The organism is Mitsuokella sp. UBA4253 (assembly GCF_002395285.1).
Lineage (GTDB): Bacteria > Bacillota > Negativicutes > Selenomonadales > Selenomonadaceae > Mitsuokella > Mitsuokella jalaludinii.
Map to the genome: position 1 here is coordinate 25,220 of NZ_DGWR01000006.1, position 16,592 is coordinate 41,811.

Sequence of the window (16,592 nt, forward strand, 5' to 3'; positions counted from 1 at the left end):
TGTCACACGGGAAATGGGGATGAAAAAAGGAGAAGCGGATGATGCTTCTCCTTTTTCTGTCGTATGCTGTTGCCTGGCGGCTGCCGACTTGATGCTGGTTCAGCCGTTGTGCGACGGGCCCATCTTCTCGATGTAGTGATTGAGGTCCGTGATGGAGTGGTAAAGCTCTGCTCGCTCCTCCTCGCTGAATTCCTGCAAGCTGCTCAGGAACTTCTGACGCACAATCTCATTCTGGTCGTCGAGCATCTTCTCGCCTGCGGATGTCATCGAGACGAGGATGCGGCGCCGGTCCTCGCGGTCCTGCTGCTTCGTGACGAGTCCGGCCTGCATCAGCTTGTCGCAGATGTTCGTCATCTGTTGCTTCGAGATCTTCAGGCGTTGCCCAATCTCAGAGATGGTGGCCTGTTTCTCGAGGCGCAGCGTCATGAGCGTCGCGAACTGGTTGAGCGGTATCGGCGTTGCCAGGTTGCGGTAGAAGTTGCGGTGGATGAGCACGAGCGTCTCGATGAAGGCGAAGGATATATCTGTGGAGGCTTCCGGGGATGGCGTCGTCATGACATCACTCCTTTAAGAATCGTATAAGAGAATTGCGATCAGAATGGTATAAGACGGTTCAAAGACAAATATAAGACGGTTTTTCTTGACTTTTATATAGATATACTATACTATAAAAGTCGTTAATAGTAAACATTTATTTACTAATCGAACAGTGAAGAAGGTATCATCCGATATCACCAAAGTCAAAGGAGGTTATCTCTTTGTTTTTTGCGAAGAACAAGAAACCGCTGGCTCTCATGCTGACCTTGGCGCTCTCGGCCACGGTGCTCCTCTCAGGCTGCGGCGCGAAGCAGCAGCAGCAGGCAGCGGGGGCAACCCAGGTCAAGGCCATGAAGGTCCTGCAGCAGGACGCGCCGGTCAGCAGCGAGTATGCTGGCCAGATTGTCGGCCGGGATGAGGTCAAGGTCCAGTCGAAGGTGTCCGGCAAGATTGTCGAGAAGTACTTCCACGGCGGCGACCATGTAGAAGCCGGCCAGCCGCTCTACCGCCTCGACTCGCGCCAGTACGAGTCGGCTGTCCTGCAGGCTCAGGCAAATCTCGCACAGTCGCAGGCAACGCTCTCGAATGCGCAGACCGATCTCTACCGCGACCAGTCGCTGCTCGCCGCTGATGCCATCTCGGAGCAGACGGTGACGACGCAGCAGGCAAATGTCAATGCCTACTCGGCCGCGGCTGCCGCCAACGAGGCGCTCGTGCAGAAAGCACAGCAGGACCTCGATGACACGGTCGTCTACGCGCCGATGTCGGGGCAGGTGTCCGTCGACGATGTCGCTGTCGGCACGTTTGCCACGGCCGGCAACACGAATCTCGTGACCATCGGTACGATCGATCCGGTCTTCGTGCAGTTCAGTATCTCGGAGGCCGAGTATCTGAAATTCCGCAACATCCAGTCCATGCAGAGCGGTTCGGGCAATCCGCTTGACGTCACGGTCAAGCTCTCCGACGGCTCGACGTACCCGATGGACGGACGCATCGTCCAGGCTGACCGCGCGCTCGCCCAGAATACGGGCACGCTGACGGTCAAGGCTCTCTTCCCGAATCCGAACGGCCTGCTGCTGCCGGGCATGTTCGCGCGCGTCAAGCTCACGGGCGAGACAATCCCAAACGCCATCCTCGTGCCGCAGCGCGCTGTCCAGCAGCTGCTCGACAAGACGTTTGTCATGGTCGTCGGCGCTGATGGCAAGTCGGAGTCGCGCAGTATTGAGCTCGGCCAGCAGATCGGCAGCTATTACATCGTCAAGAGCGGCCTCTCCGCCAGTGACACGGTCGTCGTCGAGGGCCTCTCGAGCCTGACGGAGGGCAAGGACCTCGCCGTCACGATGGTGACGCCTGAGGAGATGGGCTTCTCGTTCGATGAGGATACGACGCCGTTTGACACGATGACTTCTTCGGAAGCAAACAGCGGCGACAGCAACAGCTAAGGGGGCGGCGTCTTGTCTAAATTCTTTATCCACCGCCCGATATTCGCCATCGTCATCTCGCTGATCATTGTCATCGCCGGTTCGATTGCGGCGACGCAGCTGCCAATTGCGCAGTACCCGCAGATCTCGCCGCCGACGGTCAGCGTCAGCACGTCGTACACGGGCGCGAGCGCGGCCGTCGTCAATCAGACCGTCGCGCAGATCATCGAGGACCAGGTCAACGGCACGCAGGGCATGGACTACATGTCCTCGACCTCCGATGATACGGGCCGCTACAGCCTGTCGGTCACGTTCGAGGTCGGCACGGATGGCGATATGGACTCGGTCAAGGTGCAGAACAACGTCGCTTCGGCGACGAGCCAGTTGCCTTCTGAGGTTCAGCAGATCGGTGTCACGACCAAGAAGTCGACGAATGATATGGCATACATGATGTCGTTCTATTCGCCGGATGGCACGTACGACCGTGCCTTCATGAAAAACTACGCGACAATCTACCTCCTCGACAAGCTCAAGCGCATCAACGGCGTCGGCGATGTCCAGGTATTCGGTTCCGACTACGCGATGCGCGTCTGGCTCAACCCGGACAAGCTTGCAGAGCTCAACCTGACGGTCTCCGATGTCTCGGCGGCCATCAAGGAGCAGAATGTCCAGGCCCCGGCCGGTACGGTCGGCGCCATGCCGGTCAACAACGGCCAGGAAAAGCAGATGTCCGGCAAGATCGAAGGCCGACTGACGACGCCGGAGGAGTTCGGCAACGTCATCATCAAGTCGAATGGTGACGGCCAGTTCGTCCGCCTCAAGGATGTCGCAAAGATCGAGACGGGCTCCCAGTCGGAAGCCATCATCTCGAAGTTCAACGGCTACCCGGCCGTCGGCTTCGGCATCAAGCTCACGAGTGATGCAAACGCCATGAAGACAATTGGCGAAGTCCGCAAGGTCTTCGATGAAGCGAAGGAGACGCTGCCGCCGGGCATGCAGATGTCGACGATCTTCGACTCGACGAACTACATCAGCACATCCATCGAAGAGGTTCTCATGACGTTCTTCGAGGCACTGCTGCTCGTCGTCTTCGTCATCTTCGTCTTCCTGCAGAACTGGCGCGCGACGATCATCCCGCTGCTCGCCGTTCCGGTTTCCCTGATCGGTACGCTCGGCGCGTTCATCGTGCTCGACTTTACGATCAACACACTGACGCTCTTCGCGATGGTCCTCGCCATCGGCCTCGTCGTCGATGATGCTATCGTCGTCATCGAGAATGTCGAAAAACACATGGAAGAGGGCCTGACGCCTATCGATGCGACGGAGCGCGCCATGGACGAAGTCCAGGGCCCGGTCATCGCCATTGCTATCGTCCTCTCGGCCGTCTTCGTGCCGGTCGCCTTCCTCGGCGGCATGACGGGCGTCCTCTACAAGCAGTTCGCCCTGACGATTGCCGTTTCGGTCTGCCTCTCGGCCTTCGTGGCCCTGACGCTGACGCCGGCGCTCTGCGCGATGATGCTCAAACAGCACACGGAGAAGGATGACGAGGGCGTGCTCGGCCGCTTCTTCGTCAAGTTCAACAACTGGTTCGAGCGCATGAAGCGCGGTTACGTCGGCATCGTGGCGAAGTTCATCCGCCACTCGCGCCTGGCCATCATCTTCCTGCTGATTGTCTCGGGCTGTGCCGGCATCATCTACAAGAACCTGCCTTCGACCTTCGTCCCGAATGAGGACCAGGGCTACATGTTCGCAGCCGTCGAGATGCCGGATGGCACCTCGGCCAACCGCACGCAGGCCGTCATCGACAAGCTCAACGTCGCCATGATGGAGAACATCAAGGGCCTGCAGAGCACGATGGCCATCACGGGCTTCTCGCCGCTTTCCGGCGGCTCCTCGTCGAGTGCCGGCATGATCGTCGTCGGCATGAAGGACTGGTCGCAGCGTGAAGACGCGGCTGCCTCCATCGATGCGGCCGTGCGCACGACGTTCGGCCTCGGCGCCAAGGTCGCGCCGGAGGCGACGGTCATCGCCATGAACCCACCGGCTCTGCCGGGCCTCGGCATGACGGGCGGCTGGACGCTCCAGCTGCAGGATATGACGGGCCACACGGAGACGGAGCTCAACGACATCACCAAGAAGATCGTCGCAGAGGCCAACCAGCGCCCTGAGCTCGCCGGTGTCCGCTCGACGTACTCCGTCGGTTCGCCGGTCGTCCAGTATGAGGTCGACCGCGAGAAGGTCAAGAACCTCGGCATCCAGCTCTCGGATGTCTTCACGGCCATGCAGGTCAACTACGGCGGCTATCAGGTCAACGACTTCAACCGCTTCGGCCGCAGCTACAAGGTCATGCTGCAGGCCGACAACGACTACCGCAGTTCGACCGACCAGATGAAGTTCATCTTCGTCAAGTCGAGCAAGGGCACGATGGTCCCGCTCGACACGCTGCTGCGCCCGAAACTCACGTCGGGCCCGTCGAACATCTCCCGCTTCAACGGTACGCGTTCCATCCAGATCACGGGCCAGACGGGCAATGGCTATTCCTCTGGCCAGGCCATGAATGCCATCAAGGAAGTCGTCCAGCAGAACGCTGGCACGGGCTTCAATATCGAGTGGTCCGGCCAGAGCCGTGAGGAGGCCAAGGCCTCGAGCTCGACGATGCAGGTCCTCGTGCTCTCGCTTGTCTTCGTTTTCCTCTGCCTCGCCGCTCTCTACGAGAGCTGGAGCGTCCCGTTCGCCGTCCTCCTGACGGTGCCGACGGGCATCTTCGGCGCACTCGTCTCGGAGTATGGCCTGTCCATCCTCGAGGCGATGTTCGGCCACCAGAACGCCGGCCTCCAGGACAGCGTCTACATGCAGATCGGTATCATCGCGATCATCGGTCTTGCTGCAAAGAACGCCATCCTGATCGTCGAGTTCGCGAAGGTCCGCGTCGACCGCGGCATGGAGCCTGTCAAGGCAGCAATCGAGGCGGCCGGCCTGCGCCTGCGCCCGATTCTCATGACGTCGTTTGCCTTCATCATCGGCTGCGTCCCGCTGGCCATCGCCACGGGTGCCGGTGCTGCAGCGCGTAACGGCATGGGCGTCGCCGTCGTCGGCGGCATGCTCTTCGCGACGGCCATGGGTATCTTCCTGATCCCCGTGTTCTTCGTCGGCATGGAGTGGATTGCCGCCAAGCTCGGCCTCGTCAAGCAGGAGCGCAAGAAATCCTCGGCCGATTACATGTGATCCAGAATGCCATCGCAGAGTCGATGTGCTATCCATAGAAAGGCACCTTCCTTGTCAGGAGGGTGCCTTTTTTGGTATACTAAGAATATACTGACCCCTATGCGCTGAAATCGAATGAGTCAACATAGATGCGTCAATCACGATGGATTGTCATGAAAGGAGCGAAATACATGGCAGCAGATAAGAAAGAAGCAGCAAGCAAACAGGAAGCGCTCGAGAATGCGCTGAAGAAGATCGAGAAGGACTTCGGCAAGGGTTCGATTATGCGCCTCGGCGATGCCAAGGCACACATGGACATCGAGGTCATCCCGACGGGCATCCTGCCGCTCGACATCGCACTCGGCGTCGGCGGCATCCCGCGCGGCCGCATCATCGAGGTCTACGGCCCGGAATCCTCCGGTAAGACGACGGTCACGCTGCACATGATCGCCGAAGCACAGAAGAACGGCGGCATCGCGGCCTTCATCGATGCCGAGCACGCGCTCGACCCGGTCTACGCCGCCAAGCTCGGCGTCAACATCGATGACCTCCTGATTTCCCAGCCGGATACGGGCGAGCAGGCACTCGACATCGTCGATGCGCTCGTGCGCAGCGGCGCCATCGACATCATCGTTGTCGACTCCGTCGCCGCACTCGTGCCGAAGGCCGAGATCGAGGGCGACATGGGCGACAGCCACGTCGGTTTGCAGGCCCGTCTCATGAGCCAGGCCATGCGCAAGCTCACGGGCATCATCGCGAAGTCCCGCACGGCGGCCATTTTCATCAACCAGATCCGCGAGAAGGTCGGCGTCATGTTCGGCAACCCCGAGACGACGACGGGCGGCCGCGCGCTGAAGTTCTACTCGTCCGTCCGCCTCGATGTCCGCAAGATCGACACGATCAAGCAGGGACAGGATGTCATCGGCAACCGCACGCGCATCAAGGTCGTCAAGAACAAGGTCGCGCCGCCGTTCCGCACGGCAGAGTTTGACATCATGTACGGCGAGGGCGTCTCGCGCCTCTCGAGCATCATCGATATGGGCGTTGACCTCGACATCGTCGACAAGAGCGGCGCCTGGTTCTCCTATAACGGCACGCGCCTCGGACAGGGCAAGGAGAATGCCAAGCAGTCCCTGCGCGATCAGCCGGCCATCTGCGAGGAGATCGAGGCCAAGATCCGTGCCAAGCTGCTTGAGAACCCCGAGGCGGGCGATTCGCTCAAGCAGGCTGAGGCCGAGGCCGAGCGGGCAAATGAGGGCGCTCCGGCCGATGACGAAGCATGATGTACCGCAGCTACCACGCAGGCTCAGGCGCCTCGGATGAGGAGCCGCCGCGCCCGCGCCGCCGCGCGCGCCGCAATCGCGCGCGACGGGCAGAGGCAGCCGACGGCGAAGTCCCCGAGAAGCCGAGGAAGCCGGAGAAGACGGCTCTCATAGCCGCCGTCGACATCCTCGCGCGCCAGGAGTACAGCGAAGCAAAGCTTTATGAGAAACTCGCGCGCAAGGGCTACCGTGACGAGGAAATCGAAGGTGCCATCGCGCGCCTCAAGGAGCGCCGCTACCTCAACGACGCCGAAGCGTGTGCGCGCCAGTTCGCCTTTCTCTACACGGAGAGCCGCAATTCCGTGCGCCAGATCTGCCTCAAGCTCCGCCAGCGGGGCTTCACCAAAGAGGACATCGACGCCTGCAAGCCAAGGGACACCTATGAGCGCGAGAAGCAGGCTGCCCTGCGCGTGCTCGCCCTCAAGTACCCGCACGATGCGGACCGCCAGAAGATGATGGCCAATCTCTACCAGAAGGGATTTGAAGCAGGAACGGCAAGGGATGCTGTCGAACTATACAGGAGTCAGGGCGCCGGAGACGGAGAGGCCTGACACGGACATGCTTCCACTGCCGTACCGCTTTCAGCCGTGCGGATTCGACAAGAAATGAGGGATAGTATGGGACGTCTTAATGTTCGTCTTGATGCGCAGGAACTGCGCGAGAAATTTTTCAGTTGCCAGGGCCGGTTGAACCGCAAGCCGTTCATCATGCGGCTGTTCGGCGTTATCGTCGTCTCCACGATCGTGGCGATGATCTTCTACACGCTCTTCTACAGTCTGCTCGGCAGCAAGCAGGTCGCCGACGGCGCGGCTATCGTCATCTCCATCATCGAGGTCGTCGCCATCTACACGCTCGTCGTGCGCCGGCTCCACGACCTCGGCATGGGACAGCCGCTGGCCGTCCTCTACCTCGTCATCGCCATCCTGCAGCCGTTCTTCTTCCGCCTGATCGCAGAGCTGCCCGAGGACAGCATGGAAGCGCAGATGGTGCAGGGGCTCAACCTCTTCACCATGCTCCTGATCGTCTGCCTCATGATGATCCGCGGCAAGCGCGGCCAAAACCAGTACGGTGACGATCCGCTGCAGAAGAGATGAATCAAGTGAACCAGGAAACGCCGCATCTGCGGCGTTTCTTTTTGCTCTGCCATGATATCTATGATATAATTTGAAAAAGTAGGTTTTTGATTTGGGAGGAAAAAAATTGAGCAAGCCTGTAAATGAAATGATTCTCGTGCTGGACTTCGGTGGCCAGTACAATCAGCTCATCGCGCGCCGCGTGCGTGAAAACCATGTCTACTGCGAAGTCCATCCGCAGTCGCTTTCGCTGGAGAAGATCCGCGAGATGGCGCCGAAGGGCATCATCCTGACGGGCGGCCCGAACAGCGTCTACACGGAAGACGCCGTGACCTGCAGCCCCGAGATCTTCGAGCTCGGCATCCCGGTGCTCGGCATCTGCTACGGCTCGCAGCTCATGGCCCATCTGCTCGGCGGCAAGGTCGAGACGGCGCCGACGAGCGAATACGGCAAGACGGAAGTCACGCTCAATGAGGCGGGCAAGGCATCAAAACTCTTTGCCGGTGTGCGCGAGAAGAGCATCTGCTGGATGAGCCACACGGACTACATCGCCGAGGCACCGGAAGGCTTCACGGTCACGGCCTTCACGCCGGTCTGCCCGGTCGCCGCGATGGAGAATGAGGAGCGCCGCCTCTATGCGACGCAGTTCCATCCGGAAGTCATGCACACGGAGCAGGGCAAGGAGATGCTCCACAACTTCGTCTACAATGTCTGCGCGTGCAAGGGCGACTGGAAGATGGACTCCTTCGTCAAGACGACGATTGACGAGCTCAAGGCCAAGATCGGCAAGGGCAAGGCACTCTGCGCGCTGTCGGGCGGCGTCGACTCGTCCGTCGCAGCCGTGCTGCTCTCCAAGGCCATCGGCAAGCAGCTGACCTGCGTCTTCGTCGATCACGGCCTGCTGCGCAAGGATGAGGGCGACCAGGTCGAGTCCGTCTTTGGCCCAGAAGGTCCGTACGACCTCAACTTCATCCGCGTCAACGCCAAGGATCGCTTCTACGAGAAGCTCAAGGGCGTGACGGAGCCGGAGAAGAAGCGCAAGATCATCGGCGAGGAATTCATCCGCGTCTTCGAGGAAGAGGCCAAGAAGATCGGCGCCGTCGACTACCTCGTCCAGGGCACGATCTACCCGGATGTCATCGAGAGCGGCCTCGGCAAGTCGGCCGTCATCAAGAGCCATCACAATGTCGGCGGCCTGCCCGACTTCGTCGATTTCAAAGAGATCGTCGAGCCGCTGCGCCTGCTCTTCAAGGATGAAGTGCGCGCCGCCGGCCGCGAGCTCGGCCTGCCTGAGTACCTCGTGAGCCGCCAGCCGTTCCCGGGCCCGGGCCTCGGCATCCGCATCATCGGCGAGGTCACGGCCGAGAAGGTCAAGATTGTCCAGGAAGCAGATGCCATCTACCGCGAGGAAGTCGCCAAAGCCGGCGTCGAGGGCCTCGGCCAGTACTTCGCCGCGCTGACGAACATGCGCAGCGTCGGCGTCATGGGCGACGGCCGCACCTACGACTACGCCATCGCCCTGCGTGCGGTCATGACGAGCGACTTCATGACCGCTGAGAGCGCCCAGCTTCCGTGGGAAGTCCTGCAGAAGACCACGAGCCGCATCGTCAACGAAGTCAAGGGCGTCAACCGCGTGCTCTACGACTGCACCGGCAAACCGCCCGCAACGATCGAATTCGAATAAGAGCCGTATTGGCACACAAAAGAAGGGCCTGCTCGCTTTGAGCAGGCCCTTTTGTCCGGAATATGAAGTACGGAATTATGAAAGCCCATGTCGCGATGAATTAGCGATTATTCCAAAGGGCGGGGCTTGACAATTTTCCGTCAGGAGTTTCGAGGTCAAAGGTACTCCGGAGCGTTATAAGATCGCTGGAAGATCGTTTGTCAACATTTGAAAACATGTATCACAGCGCCTGTGCGTCCAGGCGGCATTGTGATACGGAAGATACGTAAAGGTGGTATAACAGGATCTTTTTGAATATGCGGCTGAGCGCCGGAAAGAAAAGGAGGCTCCCCTTGCTGCCAGGATGCGTCCGCAGACTTTAGAAGAGGTGGTTGGTCAGGAGAACATTGTAGGGAAGGGAAAGCTTCTTTACCGTGCGATTAAAGCGGATCGGATCAGCTCGGTTATTTTTTATGGACCGCCTGGCGTGGGGAAAATAACCCTCGCACGTGTGATCGCTGGTACTACGTCCGCTGATTTTCATCAGGTGAACGCAACGATTGCAGGAAAGAAAGATCTTGAGGAAGTTGTCGCAAGAGCTAAAGAGAATCTGGGCGGTTACGGAATAAAAACGATTCTTTTTATTGATGAAATCCATCGGTTCAATAAGGCACAGCAGGACTACTTGCTGCCATATGTGGAAGACGGCACGGTGATTCTGATTGGTGCAACAACAGAGAATCCGTATTTTGAAGTGAATGGTGCGCTTCTTTCAAGATCGAGAATTTTTGAACTGAAGCCGCTCTCGAAGCAGAACGTCCTGACTTTGATCCACAGAGCGTTCGCTTCGGAACGGGGACTAAAACCATATCATGCTGATATTACGGAAGATGCGGCAGATTTTCTGGCCGATATCGCAGATGGCGATGCCCGCGCCGCGCTAAACGCTATAGAACTTGCTGTGCTTACGACAGATCCGGGAAGTGATGGAACGATACATGTCACACTAGAAGTGGCAGAGGAATGCATACAGAAGAAGGCAATCTGCTACGATAAGACCGGGGATCATCATTACGATACAATCGCTGCATTTATTGAGTCCATGTGCGGTTCGGATCCAGATGCGGCCCTCTATTATCTGGCTCGGATGCTGGAAGCGGGCGAGGATGTGAAGTATATTGGACGCAGAATGCTGGTAGCTGCATCTGAAGAAGTTGGTAATGCCGACCCGATGGCAATCTGTGTTGCAGCATCGGCGGCAATCGGTGTAGAGCGCGTTGGCATGCCGGAGGGGAGAATCATTTTGGCACAGGCGGCCGCCTATATCGCTTCCGCCCCAAAATCCAATTCTGCTTATCTTGGCATTGAGAAGGCCTTGTCAATTGTCCGGAAGACGGGCAATCTCCCGATTCCTTCCTACCTGCAGGACTCTAGTTATAAAGGTGCCAAAAAGCTCGGACGGGGTATTGGTTACAAGTATGCGCATAATTATCCGAATCACTGGGTGGAGCAGCAGTATCTTCCTGATGCGATTCGTGAAGAACGGATATATGAGCCGAATGATATCGGTCACGAGGCAGACATCAAGGCCTATTTTAGAACGATTGGGAAAGAACCCAAAAGGTATGCGTTTGTTGACCCATCGCGGTCCGGAAGGCCTGAGAAACCATGGGAAGATAAAAAATGATACATGCGGACGGCGAATAGCCGCCCGCATGTATCATTTGGATCTCAGTCCTCGTGGAAGAACTCGATGATCTTGTGGATGGCGAGTGCCATGTGGTTGGGGTTCTGGAACGGGTGATTGGCTCCCTCGACGGGGATGAACTCGATGACGTTGTTCTCGGCGAACGTTTTGGCGTCTTCGAAGGGGACCATCTCGTCTTTCGTGCCGTGCAGGATCAGCATATCGTCGGCGAAGTCGAAGTACTCGTGGTCGAGCGGGCAGAAGGACTTGAGGTCGTCGAAGAAGGCCTGGTCGACTTTCATCTTGCGCTCGAAGCCGACCTGGACTTCCTTGCCCTTCGCGAGCTTTGTCTTGTCGGCGTCTGGGATGCGGCTGTACATCGTCTCGTACATGTGGATGGCCGGGCAGCGCAGCGCAATCTTGCGGAAGGGGGTGCCGACCTCGATGAGGTAGCGCAGTGTCAGGTAGCCGCCGAGGCTCGTCGAGTAGATGCAGACGTCTTTTGCCTGCAGCTCGCGCTTGGCGTATTCGGTGACGATGGTCAAGTAGGTCAGGCACTCGCCGACCGTCAATTTCTTGCGCGCGTCCATGCCGTGACAGGGCCAGTCAAAGGCGATGACGCCCCAGCCCTTGTACTTGGAAGTCAGGTGCTCGCCGAAGTTCGCCGTGCCGGCCGTTTCCTTGTTGCTGCCGAAGCCATGCGTGACGATGGCGATGTGGTCGAAGGACCGCGCCGTCTTGTCGCTTGCGCTGCAGATGAGCTTGCAGCGGATGCTGAGTCCCTGCTCGTTGATATCAAAATGCTTTTCCATGATTGAATCCCTCGTTTTCTTGTGTGGTTATTGCGTCTTCATTATACGCGCAAAGCGTTCATCTGAAAAGTCACGCCGCGCGGGCCAGGGGTGGGAAAAGTGCGTACTTGTCTGATGGCATAAATCTGCTATACTGGAGAGGGATGAGATATAAATAGTGTGTACAATAGGAGGGGTATTATGGATACGGGAGCGTTCGAGGAAAATCTCAGGAAGCGCGGCATTGTGCTCAAGGTGTTCGATACGAAGGAGGAGGCTGTTTCGTACCTGACGCAGGCCATCAAGGGCAAGACCGTCGGTTTTGGCGGCTCGATGACGCTGGAGGAGATGGGCCTCTATGAGAAACTCAAGCCGGCGAACACGCTTTACTGGCACTGGCGCCAGGAGATGACGGGCGATGAGGCGAAGGCGAAAGCGTATACGGCAGACGTCTACGTCACGTCGCTCAACGGTGTCGCAGAGACGGGCGAGCTCGTCAACATTGACGGCAGCGGCAACCGCGTCGCTGCCACGCTGACGAAACACGAGTGCGTCTATTTCGTCGTCGGTGAGAACAAGATGGCCTCGGATCTCCACAGTGCCATCCATCGTGCGCGCAATATAGCGGGCCCGCTCAATGCGCAGCGCATGCATCGCAAGACGCCGTGTGCCGTGAAGGCAGACCGCTGCTATGACTGCAAGAGTCCGGAGCGCATCTGCTGCACGCTCAACATCATCTGGGAAAGGCCCATGCAGGTAGAGCGATGTGAGCTGATCCTGATTCGCGAAAATCTGGGGTATTGACAGAAAGGAACACGACCATGAAATTCCAGTTTGCCCACAACAACTTCAATGTGCTCGACCTCGAGCGCAGCCTGAAATTCTATGAAGAGGCGCTCGGCTTCAAGCCGGCCCGCAAGCTCGAGGGGCCAGGCTTTACGCTCGCCTATCTTTCCGATGGCGGCCAGACGCAGCACGAGCTCGAGCTCACTTGGATCCACGGCCGCAAGGAACCGTACAATCTCGGCGAAAATGAATTCCATCTCGCGGTGCGCACGGACGACTTCGAGGCTGCTCATGAGAAGCACAAGGCGATGGGCTGCATCTGCTTCGAGAATGAAGAGATGGGCATCTACTTCATCAGCGATCCGGATGGCTACTGGATTGAGATCCTGCCGCCGACGATGTGACAGTGCTGTGCGCTGCGACTGTATGTGATGTCCGGGAATCGAAAATCCTGTCAGCCCCTGCGGGCGGCAGGATTTTTTTGAGGCTCTGGTAGAGGAGAAGATATGCTGCAATACATTAAGCCGTACCGCCACTATGCTGCGATGACGATCGTGTTCATGGTCGGTGAAGTCCTCATCGACCTGTACCAGCCGCGTATGATGGAGACCATCGTCAATGAGGGTGTACTGGGGCTCCATCACGGCGGTGTGCCGGATCTTTCGCTCGTGATGCAGACGGGAATCTGGATGGCCCTGATTGTCGCAATCGGCGGCATCTGCGGCGTCATGGGCGGCGTCTGCGTCAATTTCTGTGCGCAGAATTTCGGCAACGACATCCGCAAGGACTGCTTCCAGCGCATCATGCATCTGTCGATGGAGCAGATCGATGCGTTCCGCACGGGCTCTTTGATCACGCGCATCACGAGCGATACGACGCAAGTGCAGACGATGGTCAGCGCCGCGCTGCGCGGCGTCGTGCGCAGCCTGACCTTCCTGATTGCGGGTACAGCGGCGCTTTTGACGCTCGACATCCACTTCAGCATGATCGCGGCGCTTGCCGTGCCGGTCATCCTCATCGAGGTCGCTGTCGTCGTCTGGCGCAGCAGCCCACTCTTCCTGCTCGTGCAGCAGAAAATTGACGGGCTCAACAACGTCATGCAGGAGGACATCCAGGGAGCGCGCGTCATCAAGGGATACGGGCAGGAGGCGCGCGAGAATGAGCGCTTCGGCGCGGCCAATGAAGACCTCGCGGCGGCGCAGCTGCGCGTCCTCTTGCTCATTGCCTGCCTGCTGCCGCTCGTCAACATCGTCTTGAACATCGCGCTGATTGCCGTCATCTACATCGGCTCCTTCGATGTGCAGGCGGGCATGGTCGGCCCGGGCACGGTCATGGCCGCGCTGACGTACATCGTGCTGATCCTCAACGGCATCCTGATGTTCGCGATGATCATGCAGATCTTCGCGCGCGGCATGACGTCGAAGCGCAGGCTGGAAGAAGTTCTGGCGACGCAGCCCGCTATCGTGGATGGCGGAGAGGGGAGCAAAGCCAGCGGCCCGGGCAAGACTGCTGCCATCGAGCTTTGCCATGTCTCGTTTTGCTATCCCGGCCAGCAGGAGAACGTATTGACCGATATCTCCCTTGCCGTGGCACGCGGTGAGACATTGGCCATCGTCGGCGCGACAGGCTCGGGCAAGAGCACCTTGCTCGCGCTCCTGCCGCGCTTCTACGATGCGACAGCAGGCGAGGTCTTCGTCGACGGCGTGGATGTCCGCACGTATGCGCTGCGCGCCTTGCGCCAGAAGATGGCCATCGTCCTGCAGAAGACGGAGCTTTTCTCGATGACGATCGGCGAGAACATCGCCTGGGGCATGGATGCGGCATCCGATGAAGAGATCCGCAGGGCGGCGAAGATTGCGCAGGCAGTGGACTTCATCGAGAGGCAGCCAAAGGGATATGCGACGGAAGTGGCCGAGGGCGGTACGAGTCTGTCGGGCGGTCAGCGCCAGAGGCTCGCGCTCGCGCGGGCCATCATCCGCAAGCCGGAAATCCTGCTGCTCGATGACAGCACGAGCGCGCTCGACCTGCGGACAGAGTCCGCTTTTTACAGGACGCTGGATGACTACACAGAGGCTCTGCACCGCGAGGGGCGCAGCCTCACGAAGATCATCGTCGCACAGCGCATCGCGACGGCGCGCCGTGCCGACCGCATCGCCGTGCTCGACGGCGGCAGGCTCGTCGCCTGCGGCAGCCATGAATCATTGCTGGCGAGCTGCCCGGTCTATCAGGAAATCTGCGCCTCACAGCTGCGCGCAAAGAGCGGGAAGGGGGAGTGAAGGTGGCACGAAAGAGACAAGAAGCGCCGCACTTTGGCCCGCACCGCCATATGAAGGCGCCAGTCGAGCATGCCATGCACCGCAAGGCGACGTGCCTGCGGCTATTGTGCTACTTCCGTGAGGAGCGGTGGCGCGTCGCGCTCTTGACGTTCATCGTCGCCGTCAGCGTGGCGGCCGGCGTCAGTGCACCTGTATTTATGAGCCAGGCCATCGACGCCATCACGGCCGCTGCGTACGAGCGCGTGCCTGGCATCCTCTGGTGGATGTTCGGGGCCTGTGCGCTCTACGCCGTGCTGCTCTTCTTCCAGGGGCGCCTGAGCGCGCGCCTGAGCCAGAGCATCATCCTGCGCCTGCGCAAAGACCTCTTCGAGAAAATCAACGGCCTGCCGCTCGCCTCGATTGACCGCCATCCGCACGGCGACCTCATGAGCCGCATGACGAACGATGCCGACAATATCGCGACGGTCATCTCGACGTCGCTCGGCACCTTGTTTGCCGACGTCCTGTCGGTCATCGGCACGACGGCGGTCATGCTGTCCTTCAGCGTGCCGCTGACACTGCTGACCTGGATGACGGCTGTCGTGACCGTTGTGACGACGAAGTGCGTTGCCAAGAAGATGGGCCGCTATTTCCGCGAGCGCCAGGAGTTGCTCGGCCAGCTCAACAGCATGGTCGAGGAGAAGGTCACGGCTGTGCGCACGGTCAAGGCGTATGCGCGCGAGCGGCAGGTCATCGCGGCGTTCAATCAGACAGCGGACAGCCTGACGAAGACCGGCATCCGCGCGGAGAGCATCGGCTCCTCGATGGGCCCGCTCATGAACACGATCTCGAATTTCTCGTTCGTCGTCGTCACCGTCTTCGGTGCGTACTTCGCGCTCGAGGGCTGGATCACGGTCGGCGTCATCTCGGCCTTCACGATCTACTCGAAGCAGTTCACGCGGCCCATCAATGAGATGGCGCAGCTCTACGGCCAGGTCGAGACAGCACTGGCGGGCGCGGAGCGCATCTTTGCCGTGCTCGACGAGCCGGACGAGCAGCGGGAGGGACGCGAGGTGCCAGCCGATGCAAAAGGTGAGATCGAGTTCCGCCACGTGAGCTTCTCGTATGTGCCCGAGAAGCGCGTCATCGACGACTTCAGCCTCAAGATCGGGGCGGGGCACAAGATCGCACTCGTCGGGGCGACAGGGTCCGGCAAGACGACTATCGTCAACCTGCTGATGCGTTTCTATGAGCTCGATGAAGGGGAGATCCTGCTCGACGGCGAGGATATCCGCATGTATGCGCCGGGCAGCCTGCGGCGGCTCGTCGGCATTGTCCTGCAGGACACCGTGCTGTTTTCCGATACGGTCCGCAACAACATTGCCTACGCCAGGCCGGAGGCGACGATGAGCGAGGTACGGCGGGCGGCCAAGCTCGCCCATGCGGACGACTTCATCGCGCATCTGCCGCAGCAGTACGCGACTGTCCTGCAGAGCGCCGGTGCCGAACTATCGGCTGGTCAGCGCCAGCTTCTCGCCATCGCGCGCGCCTGCCTCGCTTCGCCGCGCATCCTGATACTCGACGAGGCGACCTCGAACGTCGACACGCGCACCGAGACGCGCATCCAGGACGCCATGGCGCGCCTCATGCACGACCGCACCTGCCTGATCATCGCCCATCGTCTCTCGACCATCCGCGACGCCGACGAGATCATCGTCATGGACCAGGGCCGCATCGTCGAGCACGGCCGACACGAAGAACTCCTGCAGCAGAACGGCCGCTACCGCGCCCTCTACGAGATCCAGTTCGCCGGACAGGAATCATGAGTGAACGAGATTTTGAGAAGGGAGAAT

General features: G+C 59.4%; 13 protein-coding genes. 11 read left to right on the plus strand and 2 right to left on the minus strand.

Features of this window, described 5'->3' with window-relative positions; all coding sequences use genetic code 11:
* Positions 1-99: 99 nt before the first annotated feature.
* The gene (locus tag B2X55_RS03420) at positions 100-555 is read right to left on the minus strand and encodes a MarR family winged helix-turn-helix transcriptional regulator (RefSeq protein ID WP_055161544.1); all 456 of its coding nucleotides are present in this window, start codon (positions 553-555) and stop codon (positions 100-102) included.
* 203 nt (positions 556-758) lie between these two features.
* Between B2X55_RS03420 and B2X55_RS03425 the strand changes: the two genes are divergently transcribed.
* The 7 genes from B2X55_RS03425 (at position 759) to B2X55_RS03455 (ending at position 10,907) form a co-directional block, all read left to right on the plus strand.
* Positions 759-1,979, plus strand: coding sequence for an efflux RND transporter periplasmic adaptor subunit (locus B2X55_RS03425; RefSeq protein ID WP_055161547.1), 1,221 nt, complete (start codon positions 759-761; stop codon positions 1,977-1,979).
* A 12-nt stretch (positions 1,980-1,991) separates the two neighbouring features.
* A complete protein-coding gene (locus B2X55_RS03430; protein ID WP_286820886.1) occupies positions 1,992-5,183 on the plus strand; it encodes an efflux RND transporter permease subunit in 3,192 nt (1,063 codons plus the stop codon).
* Positions 5,184-5,353: 170 nt separating this feature from the next.
* On the plus strand, positions 5,354-6,445 hold the full coding sequence (gene recA, locus B2X55_RS03435; RefSeq protein WP_286820887.1) for a recombinase RecA: 1,092 nt from the start codon (positions 5,354-5,356) through the stop codon (positions 6,443-6,445).
* Complete coding sequence (locus B2X55_RS03440) at positions 6,442-7,035, plus strand: regulatory protein RecX (protein ID WP_286820888.1); 594 nt, start codon at positions 6,442-6,444, stop codon at positions 7,033-7,035. The genes recA and B2X55_RS03440 overlap by 4 nt, the downstream gene beginning before the upstream one ends.
* Before the next feature lie 66 nt (positions 7,036-7,101).
* Positions 7,102-7,578 carry a DUF805 domain-containing protein gene (locus tag B2X55_RS03445; RefSeq protein ID WP_286820889.1) on the plus strand — a complete coding sequence of 159 codons (477 nt, stop codon included), beginning with the start codon at positions 7,102-7,104 and terminating at the stop codon, positions 7,576-7,578.
* Between the two features lie 127 nt (positions 7,579-7,705).
* Complete coding sequence (gene guaA, locus B2X55_RS03450; RefSeq protein ID WP_286820925.1) at positions 7,706-9,241, plus strand: glutamine-hydrolyzing GMP synthase; 1,536 nt, start codon at positions 7,706-7,708, stop codon at positions 9,239-9,241.
* A 343-nt stretch (positions 9,242-9,584) separates the two neighbouring features.
* Positions 9,585-10,907, plus strand: a complete 1,323-nt coding sequence (locus tag B2X55_RS03455) for a replication-associated recombination protein A (RefSeq protein WP_286820890.1) — start codon at positions 9,585-9,587, stop codon at positions 10,905-10,907.
* 44 nt (positions 10,908-10,951) lie between these two features.
* Here the strand turns inward: B2X55_RS03455 and B2X55_RS03460 are convergent, their stop codons facing one another.
* Positions 10,952-11,719 carry an alpha/beta hydrolase gene (locus tag B2X55_RS03460; protein ID WP_286820892.1) on the minus strand — a complete coding sequence of 256 codons (768 nt, stop codon included), beginning with the start codon at positions 11,717-11,719 and terminating at the stop codon, positions 10,952-10,954.
* Positions 11,720-11,899: 180 nt separating this feature from the next.
* On the opposite strand from B2X55_RS03460, the gene B2X55_RS03465 reads away from it, so the two are divergent.
* From B2X55_RS03465 to B2X55_RS03480, 4 genes are all read left to right on the plus strand, one after another.
* Positions 11,900-12,502, plus strand: a complete 603-nt coding sequence (locus B2X55_RS03465) for a lactate utilization protein (RefSeq protein ID WP_286820893.1) — start codon at positions 11,900-11,902, stop codon at positions 12,500-12,502.
* 17 nt (positions 12,503-12,519) lie between these two features.
* Positions 12,520-12,888: a VOC family protein gene (locus B2X55_RS03470; protein WP_226867187.1), complete on the plus strand. Its 369-nt coding sequence runs from the start codon at positions 12,520-12,522 to the stop codon at positions 12,886-12,888.
* Positions 12,889-12,990: 102 nt separating this feature from the next.
* Positions 12,991-14,760, plus strand: a complete 1,770-nt coding sequence (locus B2X55_RS03475; RefSeq protein WP_286820894.1) for an ABC transporter ATP-binding protein — start codon at positions 12,991-12,993, stop codon at positions 14,758-14,760.
* A gap of 2 nt (positions 14,761-14,762) precedes the next feature.
* Complete coding sequence (locus B2X55_RS03480; RefSeq protein ID WP_286820895.1) at positions 14,763-16,565, plus strand: ABC transporter ATP-binding protein; 1,803 nt, start codon at positions 14,763-14,765, stop codon at positions 16,563-16,565.
* Positions 16,566-16,592: the final 27 nt, after the last annotated feature.

What these genes read in the sequence shown, in the direction of transcription:
- B2X55_RS03420 (WP_055161544.1), bottom strand. Translation starts at nt 555, where the DNA reads ATGACGACGCCATCCCCGGAAGCCTCCACAGATATATCCTTCGCCTTC.
- recA (WP_286820887.1), top strand. Translation starts at nt 5,354, where the DNA reads ATGGCAGCAGATAAGAAAGAAGCAGCAAGCAAACAGGAAGCGCTCGAG.
- B2X55_RS03440 (WP_286820888.1), top strand. Translation starts at nt 6,442, where the DNA reads ATGATGTACCGCAGCTACCACGCAGGCTCAGGCGCCTCGGATGAGGAG.
- B2X55_RS03445 (WP_286820889.1), top strand. Translation starts at nt 7,102, where the DNA reads ATGGGACGTCTTAATGTTCGTCTTGATGCGCAGGAACTGCGCGAGAAA.
- guaA (WP_286820925.1), top strand. Translation starts at nt 7,706, where the DNA reads ATGATTCTCGTGCTGGACTTCGGTGGCCAGTACAATCAGCTCATCGCG.
- B2X55_RS03455 (WP_286820890.1), top strand. Translation starts at nt 9,585, where the DNA reads ATGCGTCCGCAGACTTTAGAAGAGGTGGTTGGTCAGGAGAACATTGTA.
- B2X55_RS03460 (WP_286820892.1), bottom strand. Translation starts at nt 11,719, where the DNA reads ATGGAAAAGCATTTTGATATCAACGAGCAGGGACTCAGCATCCGCTGC.
- B2X55_RS03465 (WP_286820893.1), top strand. Translation starts at nt 11,900, where the DNA reads ATGGATACGGGAGCGTTCGAGGAAAATCTCAGGAAGCGCGGCATTGTG.
- B2X55_RS03470 (WP_226867187.1), top strand. Translation starts at nt 12,520, where the DNA reads ATGAAATTCCAGTTTGCCCACAACAACTTCAATGTGCTCGACCTCGAG.
- B2X55_RS03475 (WP_286820894.1), top strand. Translation starts at nt 12,991, where the DNA reads ATGCTGCAATACATTAAGCCGTACCGCCACTATGCTGCGATGACGATC.